The sequence below is a fragment of the Rhizobium sp. R711 genome (genome assembly GCF_002211365.1).
Classification (GTDB): Bacteria; Pseudomonadota; Alphaproteobacteria; order Rhizobiales; family Rhizobiaceae; genus Rhizobium.
In genome coordinates this window covers 122,813-140,545 of sequence record NZ_LOKZ01000037.1, presented here as the reverse complement: position 1 = coordinate 140,545, position 17,733 = coordinate 122,813, and the positions used below count along the sequence as shown (strand labels likewise).

Sequence of the window (17,733 nt, the reverse complement as noted above, 5' to 3'; positions counted from 1 at the left end):
TTTGAAATGAATTTCTCCAGATTCTTTGTCGACCGTCCGGTGTTCGCCGGAGTCCTATCGGTCCTCATCGTGGTCGCCGGTCTGCTTGGTCTGCGATCATTGCCGATTTCCGAATATCCGGAGGTCGTTCCGCCATCAATCGTCGTGCGCGCTACCTATCCCGGCGCAAACCCGGAGGTTATCGCGCAGACCGTTGCCACGCCGCTCGAAGAGCAGATCAATGGCGTCGAGGGCATGCTCTACATGTCCAGCCAGGCGACATCGGATGGCGTCATGACGCTGACGGTCACCTTCAAGCTTGGCACCGACCCCGACAAGGCACAGCAGCTCGTTCAGAACCGCGTGTCGCAGGCCGAACCGCGCCTGCCGGAAGAGGTGAAGACTATCGGTATCACGACGGTCAAGAGCTCTCCCGACCTGATGATGGTCGTGAACCTGATCTCGCCTGACAACCGATACGACATCACCTATCTTCGCAACTACGGCGTCCTCAACATCAAGGACCGGCTGGCGCGCATCGATGGTGTCGGCCAGGTACAGGTCTTCGGTTCGGGCGACTATTCGATGCGCGTCTGGATCGACCCGCAGAAGGCTGCCGAACATGGGCTTGCCGCCAGCGACGTCACCAATGCGATCCGCGGCCAGAACGTGCAGGCCGCAGCCGGCACCATCGGCGCTTCGCCAAGCCTGTCGGGTGTAGACCTGCAGCTCAACGTCAATGCGCAGGGCCGTCTTCAGACGCCTGAGCAATTCGGCAACATCATCGTCAAGACCGGCACGAACGGCGAGATCACCCGCCTGCGCGACGTCGCCCGCATCGAACTCGGTGCCGCCGATTACTCGCTGCGCTCGATCCTCGATGGCAAGCCGGCAGTCGCCATCCCGGTCTTCCAGTCTCCGGGTTCGAACGCCATCACCATCTCGGACGAAGTCCAGAAGACGATGGAAGAGCTGAAGACCGCCATGCCTGACGGCGTCAGCTACGAGATCGTCTATGACACGACGAAGTTCGTTCGTTCATCGATCGAGAAGGTCGTCGACACGTTGCTCGAAGCCATCGCGCTCGTCGTTATCGTCGTCATTCTGTTCCTGCAGACATGGCGCGCCTCGATCATCCCGCTGATTGCCGTTCCGGTCTCGATCATCGGCACGTTCGCGGTGATGTATGTCTTCGGCTTCTCCATCAATGCGCTCAGTCTCTTCGGCCTCGTGCTGGCGATTGGTATCGTGGTGGACGACGCGATCGTCGTGGTCGAAAACGTCGAGCGAAACATCGAAAACGGCCTCAGCCCGCGGGCTGCCACCTACAAGGCCATGAAGGAAGTGTCTGGCCCGATCATCGCGATCGCGCTGGTGCTCGTCGCTGTTTTCGTGCCGCTCGCCTTCATTAGTGGTCTCTCCGGACAGTTCTATCGTCAGTTCGCGCTGACGATCGCGATCTCGACGGTCATTTCGGCCTTCAACTCCCTGACGCTGTCTCCTGCTCTGGCTTCGCTGCTATTGCAGGACCATCACGCCAAGCGTGACTGGCTGACACGCGCTATGGACGCGGTTTTCGGCTGGTTCTTCCGTGGCTTCAACAAAGCCTTCGGCGCTGGTTCGCGGGGCTATGGCAAGGGCGTCGGCGGTCTGCTGTCGCGCAAGAGCATCGTCATGCTTGTTTATGTGGTGCTTGCGGGCGCGACCTACGGGCTATTCAATGCGGTGCCGGGTGGCTTCGTGCCGGCGCAGGACAAGCAGTATCTGATCGGCTTTGCCCAGCTGCCGGATGCCGCGAGCCTCGACCGCACCGAAGACGTCATCAAGCGGATGAGCGACATCGCCATGGCCGAGCCTGGTGTTGCCCATGCGATTGCCTTCCCGGGCCTGTCGATCAACGGCTTCACCAATTCGTCGAACGCCGGCATCGTCTTCGTGACGCTGAAGGATTTCGAGGAGCGCAAGTCGCCGGCGCTTTCGGGCGGTGCGATCGCCATGTCCCTGAACCAGAAGTTCGGGGCGATCCAGGATGCCTTCATCGCGATGTTCCCGCCGCCGCCGGTCAACGGTCTCGGCACGACGGGTGGCTTCAAGATGCAGCTCGAAGACCGCGCTGGTCTCGGCTATCAGGTGCTCGACGAGGCCAACAAGGCGATGATCGCCAAGGCCTACCAGACGCCGGAGCTGACGGGCATCTTCTCCGCATACCAGATCAATGTTCCGCAGCTCTATGCCGATCTCGACCGTGAGAAGGCGGAACAGCTGGGCGTCCCGGTAACCGATGTTTTCGAGACGCTGCAGATCTATCTCGGTTCGCTCTATGTCAACGACTTCAACGCCTTCGGCCGTACCTACAGCGTGCGTGTCCAGGCCGATGCCAAGTTCCGGGCCCAGCCCGAGGATATCGGCAAGCTGAAGGTTCGTTCGGCATCGGGCCAGATGATCCCGCTGTCTGCGCTCCTGAAGGTGAACGCGACAACCGGGCCGGAGCGGACCAACCGTTATAACGGTTTCCTCTCCGCCGATATCAACGGCGGTCCAGCTCCGGGCTTCTCCTCCGGCCAGGCTCAGGCAGCGATCGAAAAGATCGCCGACGAGACCTTGCCGAAGGGCATCAGCTTCGAATGGACGGATCTGACCTATCAGCAGATCCTGGCGGGCAACTCCGGCGTGATCGTCTTCCCGCTGGCACTGCTGCTCGTATTCCTGGTGCTCGCTGCACAGTACGAGAGCCTTGCCCTTCCGATCGCGATCATCATGATCGTGCCGATGGGCGTGCTGGCTGCGTTGACAGGCGTCTGGCTGACCGGTGGAGACAACAACATCTTCACGCAGATCGGTCTGGTGGTTCTTGTCGGCCTCTCGGCGAAAAACGCGATCCTGATAGTGGAATTCGCCCGCGAGCTGGAATTCGAAGGACGGACTCCGGTTCAGGCTGCCATCGAGGCAAGTAGGTTGCGTCTGCGTCCGATCCTGATGACTTCCATGGCCTTCATCATGGGTGTCGTGCCGCTGGTCGTCTCAACCGGTGCTGGTGCCGAGATGCGCGCCGCCATGGGTGTCGCGGTGTTCTCGGGCATGATCGGCGTTACCTTCTTCGGCATCTTCATGACGCCTGTCTTCTACGTGCTGGTTCGCAAACTGTCGGGCAACCGCCCGCTGATCCAGCACAAAGAGCACGAGCACGACGCAGAGGAAGCCGAAATCATACGACTCGCTGCCGAATAGCCCCCACTCAGGCGGCGAGACGTGGAAAGGCGGAGCATTGCTCCGCCTTTCCTGTTTTCATGAACCGGCCATGCGGCTATGTCTCGAAGAGCATGCGCGGGCGAGGGGAGTCGCGCGCTGCAAGGACTGATGGAGGCGGCCAATGCATATCGCGATTATCGGTGCAGCGGGAATGATCGGGCGCAAATTGACGGCGCGACTCGTCGCGGACGGGCGTCTCGCAGGCCAGGCCATCACTCGCCTTTCCCTTGTCGACGTCGTCACACCGGCCGCCACGGACGGCTTTGCCGGCCGTGTGGAGACGAGCGCTGCCGACGTTTCTGCCCCAGGGCAGGCCGCGCGAATTGTCGCCTCGCGGCCGGATGTGGTGTTTCATCTGGCTGCGATCGTGTCCGGCGAGGCTGAGCTGGATTTCGAAAAAGGCTACGGAATCAACCTCGAGGGCACGCGTGCTCTTCTTGAGGCGATCCGTGCTGCGCATCTGCAGGACAGTTATCGGCCCTGCGTCGTCTTCACCTCGTCCATTGCGGTCTTCGGAGCGCCTTTCCCCGAGGTAATTCCTGACGATTTCAATCTCACGCCACTGACGAGCTACGGCACCCAGAAGGCGATGGGCGAATTGCTGCTGGCGGACTACACGCGCCGAGGCTTCATCGACGGCATTGGCATCCGGTTGCCGACGATCTGCGTCCGTCCCGGCAAACCGAATAAGGCTGCCTCCGGCTTCTTCTCCGGCATTGTGCGCGAGCCGTTGATCGGGCAGGAGGCGATCCTGCCGGTGCCCGAAACTGTCCGCCATTGGCATGCGTCGCCGCGTTCGGCGGTCGGCTTTCTGATCCATGCCGCCAGCATCGACCTCCAGCCACTCGGCGCACGCCGCAGCCTGACGATGCCAGGTGTCAGCGCTACCGTCGGAGAACAGATTGAGGCGTTGCGCAAGATCGCAGGGGAGAAGGCCGTCGGCCTCATCCGACGCGAACCCGACGAGTTGGTCATGAAGATCGTGTCCGGCTGGCCGCAGGCATTCGAGGCCGAGCGCGCGAAGAAGCTGGGTTTCGTCGCCGATGCTTCGTTCGACGACATTATTCGCGTGCATATCGAGGATGAACTGGGAGGGCGGCTATGACGACCGGAAAATCGCGCAGTATTGCGTTTCTGGGAACCGGGCTGATGGGAGCGCCGATGGCTCGTAGGCTGCTGCGCTCGGGCTTTGCCGTCACGGTCTGGAACCGCAATCGCGCGAAGGCGCAAGACCTTGTTCGCGATGGCGCGGTTGTGGCCGATACGCCCGCTGAAGCTGTCAGAAGGGCATCTGTGGTGCTCACCATGCTGACTGATGGAAAGGCAGTGGAGGACGTACTGTTCAAACAGGGTGCCGCAGAGGCGCTTGACGCAGGCGCGGTCGTCATCGATTCCAGTTCCATTTCCCCGGACGCGGCGCGCGAACATGCGTTGAAGCTCGCCGAGCGTGGCATCAGTCATCTCGATGCGCCGGTCTCGGGCGGCGTGGTTGGGGCGACTGCCGGTACGCTCGCGATCATGGCGGGCGGCGATGCCGCTTTGATCGACGAGCTGGCTGACGTCTTTGCGCCACTTGGCCGGGTTACCCATGTTGGACCCAGCGGTTGCGGCCAGCTTGCAAAGCTCGGGAACCAGCAGATTGTTGCAATAACGATAGGTGCCGTGGCCGAGGCGATGCTGCTCGTTGAGGCGGGTGGCGGTTCGCGCGAGGCGTTCCGCCGGGCGATCCGGGGCGGCTTTGCCGAAAGTCGTATTCTTGATGTCCACGGCCAGCGAATGGTCGATCGTGACTTTGGCACCGCCGGCCCTTCAAAACTGCAGCTGAAGGACCTGAACAACATTATGGCGACGGCAGGAAGTCTCGCTTTGACTCTACCTCTGACGGAAGCGGTCCGTGCCGAGTTTGCCGAGTTTGTCGAGCACGGTGGCGGTGAGACCGATCACAGTGGTCTGTTGTTGCAGCTCGAGGAAAAGAACGGTCGTTCCTCGAAAGGCTGAATTGCCTAGACACTCGGGTCTCTGACAAGATTGGTGACGCATTCGGCCTGCAATTGTTGATGGATTTTTAGTGCGTTCTAATTAATCTCTCGCCAAAAGGTTGGTTCGGCACGCATAATGAACTTCCTCATTGGAGGTCTGACACCATACTGTAACTTGAAGTTACGTGAGGCTAGGACGGCGTTGGTATCGAGCAGTCCCACACGGTCCGAACGAGAGTTCCAGGACATCCTGCGGCGCCTTGAGCTTGCACTCGATGCGTCACAGATTGGCGTATGGGAGCACAACCTCGATCAGAATGAGATCTCCTGGGATGTCCAGATGCATCGACTTTACCAGACCGGAATGCAGAACGGTCCGGTTCCGACCGCCGTCTGGTCAAACGCGATTCACCCCGACGATCGAGAACGCGCCGAGAAAGAGTTCGACGACGCTGCTGCCAGAGGCGGGCAATATAATTCGGAATTCCGGATCGTCTGGCCGAGCGGAGAGATAAGACATATCCGATCGCGCGCTCATTTCTACGTGAACGAGGAAGGGTCTCCCTCCTTCATCGGTGCTGAGTGGGATGTTACCTCTGATGTACTCCTTGCGAACGAGGCGGCGCGGCAGCGCGCGGTCGCCGAGGCACGGGCCCTCGCTTTGGAACAGAGCAGCGCACGCATCGAATATGCGGCGGAGCACGACTATCTGACGGGCCTTCCCAACCGCCGCCTTTTCGACAAGCGCCTGGCGGAACTGGCCGAAGACGCCTCAGTCTCCACACTCGCGGTCCTGCATCTCGACCTCGACGAGTTTAAGCAGATCAACGACAGTCATGGCCATGCGGCGGGCGACACCGTATTGCGTGCCGCAGCCTTGCGGATTGAGGCTGCCATTCCGAAAGCCACAATGGCGGCACGTATCGGTGGCGACGAATTCGTTATTCTGCTCGTCAATTTCGGAGGGTTGACGGAACTGAACCGGATGGCGCGTGACGTGCAGCGGCGCCTGAAGAAGAAGATCCGCTTTGGCCACGAAATGCTGCAATCGGGAGCGTCGATCGGCATTTCCTGGTCGGCAGATCGCTCTGGCTCCAATCTGCTCGCCGAGTCTGATATCGCGCTCTATCAGGCAAAGACATCAGGGCGCGACCGCATCGAGTTCTTCTCGCAGCAGCTCAAAGACGATCTGATGGGCAAGCGGCGCCTTGCCGAAGAGCTGAAGCTTGCGCTGGAACAGGGCGATATCATTCCGTTTTACCAGTTGCAGCTCGATGCCAACACTCGCGATGTCGTGGGCATCGAGGCATTGGCGCGCTGGCATCACAGCGAGCGCGGCACGCTCTCGCCCGGCATATTCCTGAAGATCGCCGACGAGTTCGGCTTGTCGTCCGAGATCGATGCTTCGATCCTGCGACGCGTGCTCGCGGACCGCCTGACGTGGGAGCAGCACGGTACAACCTTGCCTCGGATATCGGTCAATATTTCGGGACAGCGCCTCTATGATCCGCAATTGATCGACGATCTGGAGACGCTCGAGATACCGGAAGGTGCCCTGGTTTTCGAATTGGTCGAGACCATCTTTCTGGATGACTGCGACGATGAACTTCTGCAGACGGTCGACCGCATCAAGCAAATGGGGATCGAGATCGAGATCGATGATTTCGGCTCGGGCCACGCGTCGCTCATCGGCCTCGTGCGGCTGCGCCCGGCTCGGCTCAAGATCGATCGGCAATTGGTCAACGAAGTGGATACTTCCTCCGAGCAGCGTCGCGTCGTCAAGTCGATTGTCGAGATCGGCAAGGCGCTCGGTGTCGACGTGATCGCTGAGGGTGTGGAGACTGAAAACCATGCCGTGACGCTCGCCAAGCTTGGCTGCCAAACGCTGCAGGGCTTCGCGCTCGGTCATCCGCTACCGGCATCAGAGATCGACAGCATTTTCGTTTCGAAAAAGGCGACGCAGGCGGCCAATCTTCGCCGCTAGCCGGTTGCAGTGTCTCTATGGCTCGAGTTCGTCGCGTGCTTCCAGATACCAGTCGACGAAGGCCTTCACGCCGACATCCAGCGTCGTCTCCGGCTTGTATCCAGTCAGGGCCACCAGCAAGTCAGGGCTGGCAAAGGTGCGCGGCACGTCGCCCTTTTGCATTGGCAGCATCTTCCGCTTTGCCGGCTGGCCGACCGCTTTTTCGACGGTTTCGACGAAGGTCATCAGATTCTCCGGCTGACCGCCACCGATGTTCACGACACGGAACGGCGCCTGATGCGAGAGCGTCTCCACCTGTTCGTCGGCCACGCGATTGGCTTCCGACGGGACGACGGACGACAGTCGAACGATCGCCTCCACGAGGTCGTCGATATAGGTGAAGTCGCGGCTCATCTGGCCTTCGCCATAAATCTCGATCGGCTGATCCTCCAGCATGTTCTTGACGAACTTGAAGAGAGCCATGTCAGGACGGCCCCAGGGGCCGTAGACGGTAAAGAAACGGAAGGCTGTTGTCGGGACCTTATGGAGATGGGCATAGCTGTGCGCCATCAGTTCCATCGATTTTTTTGTCGCCGCATAGAAGGTCAGCGGCTCGTCCGCCCGGTCTATCTCGCGGAACGGAATGGACGGGTTGGCACCGTAGATCGATGAGGTCGAAGCCAGCATGAGATGGTTGACCCCGACGTCCTTGGCGATCTCGAGGATATTCCAGGAGCCTTCCAGGTTGGACGTCAGATAGGCTTTCGGATTTTCGAGGCTATAGCGTACGCCGGCCTGGGCTGCGAGATGCACGATGACATCGGGCGCAGCGCTCGCCACGGCCTCTTCCAGGGCCTTGCGATCTTCCAGCATCGCTGTCACCGGGCGAAAGGCCGGAAACTGGGCCAGCGCCGCGTTGCGCATGTGCTTCAGCTTGATATTGTAGTAGTGCGTCATGCCGTCGAAGCCGACGACTTCGTGGCCATCCTGCAGCAAGCGGCGGGCGAGATGAAAGCCGATAAAGCCCGCAGTGCCGGTGATGAAATAACGCATCTCTACTTCTTCTCGTTCTTCTTTCCGACAGCGAAATAGCTGAAGCCGTGCTTTGTGACTTCGGCGACAGGATAGATGTTGCGCAGGTCAACGATCGTTGGTGTCTTGACGAGCGATTTCATCCGCTTGAGATCGAGCGCCCGGAATTCGTCCCATTCCGTCACGATGACGATGGCGTCCGCGCCTTCGGCAATCTCATATGGGTCGTTGCCGTAGGTGATCGGGCCGATGACCTCTTTCGCCATTTCCATGCCTTCCGGATCGTAGGCATGAACGTTGGCGCCGCCGTCCAGCAGCGCCTGGATGACGGTGATCGACGGTGCGTCGCGCATGTCGTCGGTGTTCGGCTTGAAGGTCAGACCGAGGATAGCGATCTTCTTGCCCCGAACATTGCCGTCGCAGGCGGCGATCACCTTGCGGCCCATGGCACGCTTGCGGTTGTCGTTGATCGCAACGGTGGTCTCGATGAGGCGAACCGGGCTGTCGTGATCCTGGGCAGTCTTGACCAGCGCCAGTGTGTCCTTGGGGAAGCAGGAACCGCCGTAGCCGGGGCCGGCATGCAGGAACTTGTCGCCGATGCGCTTGTCCATGCCGATGCCCTTGGCCACCTTCTGTACGTCGGCGCCGATCTGTTCACAAAGGTCAGCGATCTCGTTGATGAAGGTGATCTTCATGGCGAGGAAGGCGTTGGCCGCGTACTTAATCAGCTCGGAGGTGCGGCGTTCGCAGAAATAGAGCGGCGCTTCGTTGAGATAGAGGGGGCGGTAGACCTCGCGCATGATTTCGACTGCGCGCGGCTCCTCGGTGCCGAGAACGATGCGATCAGGGCGCTTAAAGTCGGTGATTGCCGCGCCCTCGCGCAGGAATTCCGGGTTAGAAACGACAGAAATGTCTTTCTCGGGGAATTCCTCGCGGAAGATGCGCTCGATCTCGTCGCCGGTGCCGACAGGAACGGTCGACTTGGTGACGACGACGGTGAACCCGGAGACAGCAGCTGCTATCTCGCGGGCGGCGGCATAGACGTAACTCAGGTCCGCATGGCCATCGCCACGGCGCGACGGTGTGCCGACGGCGATGAAGACGACGTCCGCTTTCGCAACAGATGTCGCCAGCTCTTTCGAAAAATCCAGGCGACCAGCGGTGCGGTTATGCTCAATGATGTTGTCGAGACCGGGTTCGAAAATCGGAACTTTGCCGGCTTCCAGGGCGTCGATCTTCGCGGCGGACTTGTCGACACAAGTGACATGATGGCCGAAATCGGCAAGGCAGGCACCCGAGACGAGGCCGACATAACCCGAGCCAATCATCACAATACGCATGGATTCATTCCCTGAGATAGCGATCGCGGCCCGGCCGGTTGGCGGGACCGCGATCGTGTTACAGGCGGAAGTTTATAAGTTCAAGACAACAGTGATCAGCTGCGTCCGAACTCATCGACGATGCGGATGATATCGTCCTCTCCGAGATAGGACCCGGTCTGGACTTCGATCAGTTCAAGCATGATCTTGCCCGGATTGGCGAGGCGATGGATTTCGCCGAGCGGGATGTAAACGGATTCGTTTTCCCTGAGCATTTGCACGTTTTCGCCGATCGTCACTTCGGCCGTGCCCTTGACGACGATCCAGTGCTCGGAGCGGTGATGGTGCTTTTGTAGCGACAGCTTCTTACCCGGCGTGACGAAGATGCGCTTGACCTGGAAGCGGTCGCCGTTCAGCACCGATGTATAACCGCCCCACGGGCGGTAGGAAGTCGGGTGTGTCTCTGTCAGCTGCGATGTCGACGGGGCGGCAGCGAGCATTTTCACCAGGTTTCCGACGTCCTGGCTATCCTGCAACCGCCCGACATAGACGGCGTCCTCGCTGGCGATGACAGCGATGTCGTCCATGCCCTGGACGGCGAGATGCACGCCATGAGTCATGATGAGCGAGTTCTTCGTGTTGACGACCGTCGTGTTGCCGGCTGCCACATTGCCATATTCGTCGCGGCTGCCGCTCTTCCAGACGGAATCCCAGCTGCCAAGGTCCGACCATTTGAAGGGCGAGGGGACGACGGCGGCGTTGCTCGTCTTCTCCATGATGGCGTAGTCGATCGAAATGTTCGGGCTTGTGGCGAACGTCGCCTTGTCGAGGCGCGTGAAATCGAGATCTGTCTTTGCATTTGCAACGGCCTCTCCGGCAGCGTTGATCGTCTCCGGAGCATGGGTGCGCAACTCATCGAGCAGACATGAAACCGAGAACATGAACATGCCGGAGTTCCAGTAGAAGCCGCCTGCGGCGAGCATCTCTTCCGCATTGGCGAGTGGCGGTTTTTCGATGAAGCGCGCCACAACCCGTGCACCGGTCGCCAACGTTTCTCCGCCTTCGATATAGCCGTAGCCGGTTGCCGGTTCGGTTGGCTGGATGCCGAAGGTCACGAGCTTGCCTTGGGCGGCTGTGGCGGCAGCGATGCGGACGCAGTCAAAATAGCTGTCGTCGGCGACGATCTCATAGTCGGAGCCGAGCACATGCATGATCGTGTCTTCGTTAAAGCGCTTGCTCACGACCGTCGCTGCCGCTGCGACAGCGGCGGCGGTGTTGCGGGCAACCGGCTCGAGCAGGATGGCGGCGAGGTCAATATCCAGTTCACGTGCCTGCTCGGCGACGAGAAAACGGAATTCCTCGTTCGTGAGAACGATGGGCGCCTCGTAAAGCGATGGATCGGACACGCGCAGCAACGTTTCCTGGAAAAGCGTCTTATCGCCGATGAACTGTATGAACTGCTTCGGCGCTGCGGCACGCGACAGAGGCCAGAGGCGAGTCCCCTTGCCGCCGGCCATGATCACGGGAACGATTTTCTGTGTCATTTGGAGTGTCCTTGAATATTTAATTGCTTCGCTAATCAATTCGCCTGCGCCCACCAGCGGATTCGCTCCAGACCGGAACGCAGCAACGTCGCCGCGGCAGCTTCACTTTCCGCCTCGGCGTAGCAGCGCATTTCGGGAGCATTACCCGAGGGGCGGAAATGAATGATGCGCCGATCCGCCAGTGTGATACGAAGCCCGTCAATGTCCCTGACGCTGCCGACCTCACCGATCGGCTGCAGAAACACCGCGAGATTGGCGGGGCCGGCGCGAAGATAGGTCATCAATCGGGCACTGGTCTCCACCGGGAAATTCTCAAGACGGTCGGCCGAGGCAAACGGCAGATTGTACGACGCGGCGATCGTCGAAAGCGGTTGGCGTCTGGATGCGGCAAGAGCGAGCGCCGCCACTATCGGTACGAAGCAATCGCGCGTCGGCAGGGCGCGCAGCACCTGACCATTGACCTCGAAGTCGCTCGCGGTCAGCACGCCTCCGTTTGCTTCGAAGCCGGCGACATGGGTCTGGCCAGCCGCTACTGTGTCCTGCATCCCCGATATGACAAAGGGAGAACCGACGCGGGTGCGAATGACGCTGAAGCGACCAGCAGTTTCTATGCCGGAATTTGAAGTCACGGGCGTCACGATTGATCTTGCACCGAGAAAGTTTGCAGCGATCAGTCCGAGCAGGTCGCCACGCAATGGCATGCCGGTTTCGTCTGCCACCAAAGGACGATCGCCATCACCATCCGCAGAAACAACCGCATCGAGGCCATGCTGTCTTGCGACTTCCTTGAGTTTGACAATCGTCTTGTCCGAAACGGCTTCGGTGTCCACGGGTATGAACATTTCCGAACGGCCAAACGGCACGACCGTTGCGCCGAAATGCTCAAGGAACTCCACCAGCAGGTCACGGGCGACGGTGCTGTGCTGGTAGACGCCGACCTTCAGGCCGACGAGCGCGTCGGCAGGGAGGAGGTTGAAATTTCGCTCGCGGAAAACAGCCAGGCATTCGGCGGAAACGTCCTGTGGTTCTGTCTCGCGAGGCGCAAACGCAAAGCCGGCACGATCGAGTTCCGTTGCCACGGTCGTAATCGCAACCTCGTCTGCCTTGTCGATCTCGCCGTCCGGCCGGTAGAACTTTATGCCATTGCGATCGGCTGGAATGTGTGAGCCCGTGACCATCAGGCAGGCGGCCTTTTCTTGAAGGCCGTAAAGGGCCAGCGCCGGCGTTGGCACGGTGCCGCAGTCGCGGACGTCGAAGCCGAGGCCATCAAGCGCTTCGGCGCAATTTGCTGCGATCTCCGGGCTGGAATCCCTGAAGTCCTGGCCAATCAGGATAATATCGCCTCGGTGGGCTCTCCCACTGTCGAGTAGATAGCGGCCAAAGGCTGTAGCATAAAGCGCCGAAGCCCGGCCCTTGAGGTCGACAGACAGGCCGCGAAGCCCACTCGTTCCGAATTTCATTTTGAATAAGCCCCCGGATGCGCTTGAATTCGCCAACGATTTGACCGCAATCTACTCAGCGTTTGTAAATAGTGAACCCCGGCGAACAATAAAATGTCTGCCAATTCCCGCCTCGTGGCAAGCTGAAAGCGCGTGTGAGCGGGCGAGGACCGTCGATGAATGAACAATCGATCGCATTGGAAGAGAGCTGGCGGAACGCTCTCGCCGGCGAATTCACCAGCCCTTATATGCAGCAACTCAAGGCGTTCCTCCTCGCCCAGAAGCAGGGTGGCAAACGGATATTTCCCAAGGGTTCCGAATATTTCCGTGCTCTCGACCTGACACCACTGGCGGATGTCAAGGTCGTGATCCTGGGGCAGGATCCCTATCACGGGCTAGGGCAGGCGCATGGACTTTGTTTCAGCGTTCGACCCGGCGTTCGCATTCCGCCTTCGCTCGTCAATATCTACAAGGAAATGCAGAGTGATCTGGGGATTACGCCAGCGCGACACGGGTTTCTGGAGCATTGGGCGCGGCAGGGCGTCCTGTTGCTGAACAGCGTGCTGACAGTTGAGGAGGCGCAGGCTGCGTCACATCAGGGCAAAGGCTGGGAGCGTTTTACCGACGCGGTCATTCGTAAGATCAATGACGAATGCGATGCCGTCGTCTTCATGCTCTGGGGCTCCTATGCTCAGCGCAAAGCGGCCTTCGTCGATTCAAGGCGTCACCTCGTGCTAAAGGCGCCGCATCCATCGCCGCTCTCCGCTCACAACGGTTTTTTTGGCTGCAGCCATTTCTCCAAGGCCAATGCCTTTTTGCAGGCGCATGGTCGGGCGTCGATTGACTGGCAATTGCCGGTGAATCCGGGAGACGTCTAATCATCTCTGAACGATTGCGTTTTGTCGTTCACCAAAAAGAGACAATGCGTTCCGGTCGTCGGGGCTATTCCAATCGGTCCCCAGCGATCATCTATACCCCATCCGAAGCCCGCTGGGCGGGCAAGAAAGGGGTCTCAAATGCTTGATCAAATCAAGGGTCTGCACCACGTCACATCAATGGCGGAGGATGCCCGCACAAACAGCCAGTTCTTCACCAACACGCTGGGTCTGCGCCGCGTCAAGAAGACTGTGAACTTCGACGCACCCGATGTCTATCACCTCTATTATGGGGACGAAACCGGTGCACCCGGCACGATCATGACTTACTTCCCATTCCCGAAAATGGCGCAAGGTCGGCCGGGAACCGGCGAAGTCGGCACGACTGTTTTCTCGGTCCCGCAGGGCTCGATCGGCTTCTGGAGCGATCGCCTGAACAAGTTGAATGTCACCGGCCTGAAGACCGAGGAAACATTCGGCGAGAAGCGTCTGAATTTTGCCGGTCCCGATGGTGATGGCTTTGCCCTGGTTGAAGTCAAGGATGACAGTCGTCTGCCCTGGACGCATGGTGGCATCAGCGAGGATCATGCGATCCGCGGGTTCCACTCGGTCGCGATGCGTTTGCGCGATGATGGCGCCACGTCAGAACTACTCAAGTTCATGGGCTACGAAGTTCAGGAAGAACGCGATGGCGTCAAGCGCCTGACCATTCCAGGTGGGAATGGCGCGCATCTCGTCGATCTCGAAACCATGCCAAATGTCTCTCGCGCTCTGCCGGGTGCTGGGTCCGTACATCACGTGGCCTTTGCCGTAGAAAATCGCGAGAAGCAGCTCGAGGTCCGCAAGGCGTTGATGGATACCGGCTACCAAGTCACCCCAGTGATCGACCGTGATTACTTCTGGGCGATTTATTTCCGGACCCCGGGCGGCATCCTGTTCGAGATTGCGACCAACGAGCCTGGCTTCAACCGGGACGAAGACACTGCACATCTCGGCGAGGCACTGAAGCTGCCACAGCAACATCAGCACCTGCGTGCCCTTCTTGAACAGCACTTGCAACCACTGGAAGCTTAAGGGGACGCACAATGACCGATAATAGCTATGTGCACCGGCTGCAGGCCGGTGCACCCGGAAAGCCCATCCTCTTCATGCTGCACGGAACGGGGGGCGACGAAAACCAGTTCTTCGATTTCGGGCGGCGCCTACTGCCGGAAGCGACGATTGTCTCGCCGCGAGGGGACGTCTCGGAGTTTGGTGCCGCACGCTTCTTCAAGCGTACCGGCGAGGGCGTCTACGACATGGCGGACCTTGGCCGGGCAACGGAGAAGTTGGCGTCCTTTGTCGCAACGCTGGCCAAGCAACACGAGGCGAGCGCTGTGCTCGGTCTTGGTTTTTCGAACGGAGCAAACATCCTCGCCAACGTGTCGATCGAGAAGGGGCTATTCGATGCTTCGGTTCTGATGCATCCGCTGATTCCGTTTCAGCCGAAGGCAAATCCCGCCTTGATCGGGCGCAAGATACTGATCACGGCCGGCGAGCGCGACCCGATCAGCCCGGCGCCCGTGACAAAGGCCTTGGCGGACTACTTCGAAGGACAGCGCGCTTCCGTCGCGACGGAATGGCATGCAGGCGGGCACGATATCAGGCAGAACGAGATCGACGCCATTCACAGGTTCTTCGAGCCGTATCAATAAGCGAATCCAGTGGGCTGGTTATTGCCATCCCACTGGCCCCATTCGAATGCGGAGGGTGATAATCCAATAGGCTTATCTCTGGTTGTGAAGCGTTTCTGTTGTGGTAGTTGTTTGCGCGATAAAACCTAAGCGAGTATTCAGCTGTAGCTTGTTGAGGGTTTGCATTCGCATGAACGATGTCGCAGACCTCCGAATACTGATTTGGATTGGCCCACCGGCAAGCTCGGACAATATTGCTAGTGGGACTACCAATCTTCCTGGTGAGCATCACCCTGGTCTTCTCGCTCACGCCTCGCTACACCGCGCAGTCGTGGTTCTTGTCGATACAAGTTCAAAGAATCTCCTCGACCTGGACGCCGCCACCACAAACGGGCTTACCGACAACTCCCGAGTGGAAGGCGAGGTTCGTATCATTCAATCCGATGCGGCGTTGGTGGAGGCGATCAAGGACGGCAATCTGCTTGCTGACCCGGAGTTCGCATCCAACCGCTTCAAGGACCGGCTACTGTCCAGGATTGGATTCGGTGCTAACGCGGCCTCAGGCGACACGGCGGCTGGGGAGGTATTGTCGACTTTCAAGGACGCCGTTCGGGTTCGCGGCGAAGGCTTGACCTACCTCATCGGCGTGGGAGTAGCATCGGACGATGCGGAGAAAGCCGCGCGGCTCGCGAATCTTGTGACGGCCGTTTACATCAAGAAGCAGGTTGAAGCCAAAGTGGCGAGCGCTGTTTCGGCCGGTATCCGCAGTGGCGTCGCGTTGCCATCCTGAAGGCGAGGGGCCCAACCCTCCGTGCCGTTGACGAAACGAGATTTCATCGAGAATGGGGGGCTGTAGGGCGCGATTGTGCCGTCACCGGGTGTGGGCTCCAGCGATGTGCGCAGCGGGCCAGCCTCGAATTGACCGGGGAAAATGCGGAGCTTTATGTCGATGGCGCTGCCGGTCGTGACGCTCAGCAGAAATGTCGATCGAATATAAGTGTGGGTTGTTTCGCCGCTTCCGGACATGCTATTGCGCGTGCCGTCGAGCGGGAAGCTAAAGGATGCAATCTCGTTGAGATATCCTCCGGGTTCGTCCGCCTGAATGAGTGGGAGATTGAAGCCGTTCACGCCGCTGGTCGAGCCGCCGCTGAGTTGAGCCTCGCCCGATATGGTCCAGTGGCTACCTGGTTCGACTTCGCGGTTTGCGGCTATGGAGCCATATATCTGTCGTCCGACATCCGTGAACGTGGCGGTCGCTGTTCCATGAATGCGAACGTCGCCGTAGGGGAGCCCGGCGTCGTCGATGCCCGAGGGCTACCAACTCGTGAGCCAGTCCGTTGATGACACCGGCGTCAAAGGAAGCCATCCAGTCGCGGGTACGCGGAAACAGGTTCTTGGATTCGGGACCCTGCACCGCGAGCAGCAACGGCTTGCCTCCCTGACGAGCGGCGATCTGGGTGGACGTCTGGCCACCCATGCCGCGATTGAGGATAATACGAGGCGGGTCGAACAAAGAGGCCGCCAACGCGGGGTAGGAGTGGTAGGGGGACGATGCGCCGGCGCCCGCTGTCAGGCTATCTCCGAAGGCGACAGCGGAACGTTGTTTCGGCATGGCGCGATGCGCTGGCTGAATTGGACTGACACTGAGACCGAGAAACATGAAAGGCTCCACAGCGATGAATGGGAATGTGATCCTATTTCGATTGGAGCAAGCGGGGAAAATCAGCCGGGTAGCCAAACCCATTTGCCGAAACTAGCCATGGCGGCTTGCGGCAATCGGGCCGCTCAGGCGGTTCGTTCGGAACGGGAGGTGCGGTCGTTGTTCTTGCCCGGCTGTGACCATTGGACGAGATGGTATAAGATCGACTGCAACGGCGACAGCCTAACAACCGGTGTCACGCCATTGCGGAATATGCGTTGTTTCGATCAATCGCGACCCATCGGCTGAGCGTTGCGAAATCAGAGACCAAAGAGCGGAGTTTCGAAATTGAGTGTTGCCTTCGTCAAAGAGGAAAGTGCCGAAGCTGCTTCGGAGACACTTTTGCCTGACCGTCCAATTTCGTCGCATCCGAACCTCGTTACGGAAGCGGGCCTGAAGGCTCTGGAATTGCAACTGCAGCAAGCGCGCGAGGCCTATGATGCCGCGAGCACGATCGAAGATGTAAATGAGCGGCGGCGGCAAGCAGCGAACCCGTTACGGGATCTACGCTACTTTACTACGCGCGTCCGCACGGCGCAGGTTATGCCTGATCCGATTTCATTTGATACCGTTGCCTTTGGAAGCACCGTGACCTTCAGCCGGGACGACGGGCGCGTGCAGACATATCGGGTCGTGGGAGAGGATGAAGCCGATCCCAAAGCCGGATCGATTTCCTTTGTATCTCCGGTGGCGAGAACTCTCATCGGCAAGACGATCGGAGATGTCGTCAGTCTCGGTGGTCAAGAGCTTGAGGTCATCGCCATCGCGTAGATGCGAACATGACGCTCGTACGATTTTCGAGCAGCTTAAGCTTCTCTGAACTCTGAAGCTGGGCGCATCTTCATGTTCTCTTAAGTAATTATCTTGAGATTGTAATCTCCCTGTTCCATGATGGTTGCGATGCGAAGAATTTTCGGGTCGTGCTTCATGACGATCGCTGCAGATCGCCTTAGCCGTGAACATGTTTCTTCGCCGTCGGTTG

At 59.4% G+C, this 17,733-nt stretch carries 13 protein-coding genes; 9 read left to right on the top strand and 4 right to left on the bottom strand.

Going from position 1 to position 17,733, the window contains the following annotated elements; genetic code table 11:
• Window positions 1–6 precede the first annotated feature (6 nt).
• The 4 genes from ATY80_RS25590 to ATY80_RS25575 all read left to right on the top strand — a co-directional run bounded on the left by ATY80_RS25590 (window position 7) and on the right by ATY80_RS25575 (window position 7,191).
• Window positions 7–3,207 (top strand): efflux RND transporter permease subunit, encoded by a 3,201-nt coding sequence (locus tag ATY80_RS25590; RefSeq protein WP_088695090.1) that lies wholly within the window; start codon window positions 7–9, stop codon window positions 3,205–3,207.
• Window positions 3,208–3,349: 142 nt separating this feature from the next.
• On the top strand, window positions 3,350–4,333 hold the full coding sequence (denD, locus tag ATY80_RS25585; RefSeq protein WP_088695089.1) for a D-erythronate dehydrogenase: 984 nt from the start codon (window positions 3,350–3,352) through the stop codon (window positions 4,331–4,333).
• Window positions 4,330–5,226, top strand: coding sequence for an NAD(P)-dependent oxidoreductase (locus ATY80_RS25580; RefSeq protein WP_088695088.1), 897 nt, complete (start codon window positions 4,330–4,332; stop codon window positions 5,224–5,226). The genes denD and ATY80_RS25580 overlap by 4 nt, the downstream gene beginning before the upstream one ends.
• Before the next feature lie 183 nt (window positions 5,227–5,409).
• Window positions 5,410–7,191 carry a GGDEF domain-containing phosphodiesterase gene (locus tag ATY80_RS25575; RefSeq protein WP_088695087.1) on the top strand — a complete coding sequence of 594 codons (1,782 nt, stop codon included), beginning with the start codon at window positions 5,410–5,412 and terminating at the stop codon, window positions 7,189–7,191.
• A 15-nt stretch (window positions 7,192–7,206) separates the two neighbouring features.
• Here ATY80_RS25575 and ATY80_RS25570 read toward each other — a convergent pair whose 3' ends face one another.
• From ATY80_RS25570 to ATY80_RS25555, 4 genes are all read right to left on the bottom strand, one after another.
• Entirely contained in the window at window positions 7,207–8,223 is a 1,017-nt protein-coding gene (locus ATY80_RS25570) for an NAD-dependent epimerase (RefSeq protein WP_088695086.1), read from the bottom strand.
• Window positions 8,224–8,225: 2 nt separating this feature from the next.
• Window positions 8,226–9,542 (bottom strand): UDP-glucose/GDP-mannose dehydrogenase family protein, encoded by a 1,317-nt coding sequence (locus ATY80_RS25565; protein WP_088695085.1) that lies wholly within the window; start codon window positions 9,540–9,542, stop codon window positions 8,226–8,228.
• 95 nt (window positions 9,543–9,637) lie between these two features.
• Window positions 9,638–11,065, bottom strand: a complete 1,428-nt coding sequence (locus ATY80_RS25560; protein ID WP_088695084.1) for a mannose-1-phosphate guanylyltransferase/mannose-6-phosphate isomerase — start codon at window positions 11,063–11,065, stop codon at window positions 9,638–9,640.
• A 35-nt stretch (window positions 11,066–11,100) separates the two neighbouring features.
• Window positions 11,101–12,525, bottom strand: coding sequence for a phosphomannomutase (locus ATY80_RS25555; RefSeq protein WP_088695083.1), 1,425 nt, complete (start codon window positions 12,523–12,525; stop codon window positions 11,101–11,103).
• 155 nt (window positions 12,526–12,680) lie between these two features.
• On the opposite strand from ATY80_RS25555, the gene ung reads away from it, so the two are divergent.
• The 5 genes from ung (at window position 12,681) to greA (ending at window position 17,522) form a co-directional block, all read left to right on the top strand.
• On the top strand, window positions 12,681–13,382 hold the full coding sequence (gene ung, locus ATY80_RS25550; RefSeq protein WP_088695082.1) for a uracil-DNA glycosylase: 702 nt from the start codon (window positions 12,681–12,683) through the stop codon (window positions 13,380–13,382).
• Between the two features lie 138 nt (window positions 13,383–13,520).
• Window positions 13,521–14,453, top strand: coding sequence for a VOC family protein (locus ATY80_RS25545; RefSeq protein WP_088695081.1), 933 nt, complete (start codon window positions 13,521–13,523; stop codon window positions 14,451–14,453).
• Between the two features lie 11 nt (window positions 14,454–14,464).
• Window positions 14,465–15,073, top strand: coding sequence for an alpha/beta hydrolase (locus tag ATY80_RS25540; protein WP_088695080.1), 609 nt, complete (start codon window positions 14,465–14,467; stop codon window positions 15,071–15,073).
• Window positions 15,074–15,242: 169 nt separating this feature from the next.
• Complete coding sequence (locus tag ATY80_RS25535) at window positions 15,243–15,842, top strand: hypothetical protein (RefSeq protein WP_088695079.1); 600 nt, start codon at window positions 15,243–15,245, stop codon at window positions 15,840–15,842.
• Window positions 15,843–17,039: 1,197 nt separating this feature from the next.
• Window positions 17,040–17,522: a transcription elongation factor GreA gene (gene greA / locus ATY80_RS25525; RefSeq protein WP_088695077.1), complete on the top strand. Its 483-nt coding sequence runs from the start codon at window positions 17,040–17,042 to the stop codon at window positions 17,520–17,522.
• Window positions 17,523–17,733 lie beyond the last annotated feature (211 nt).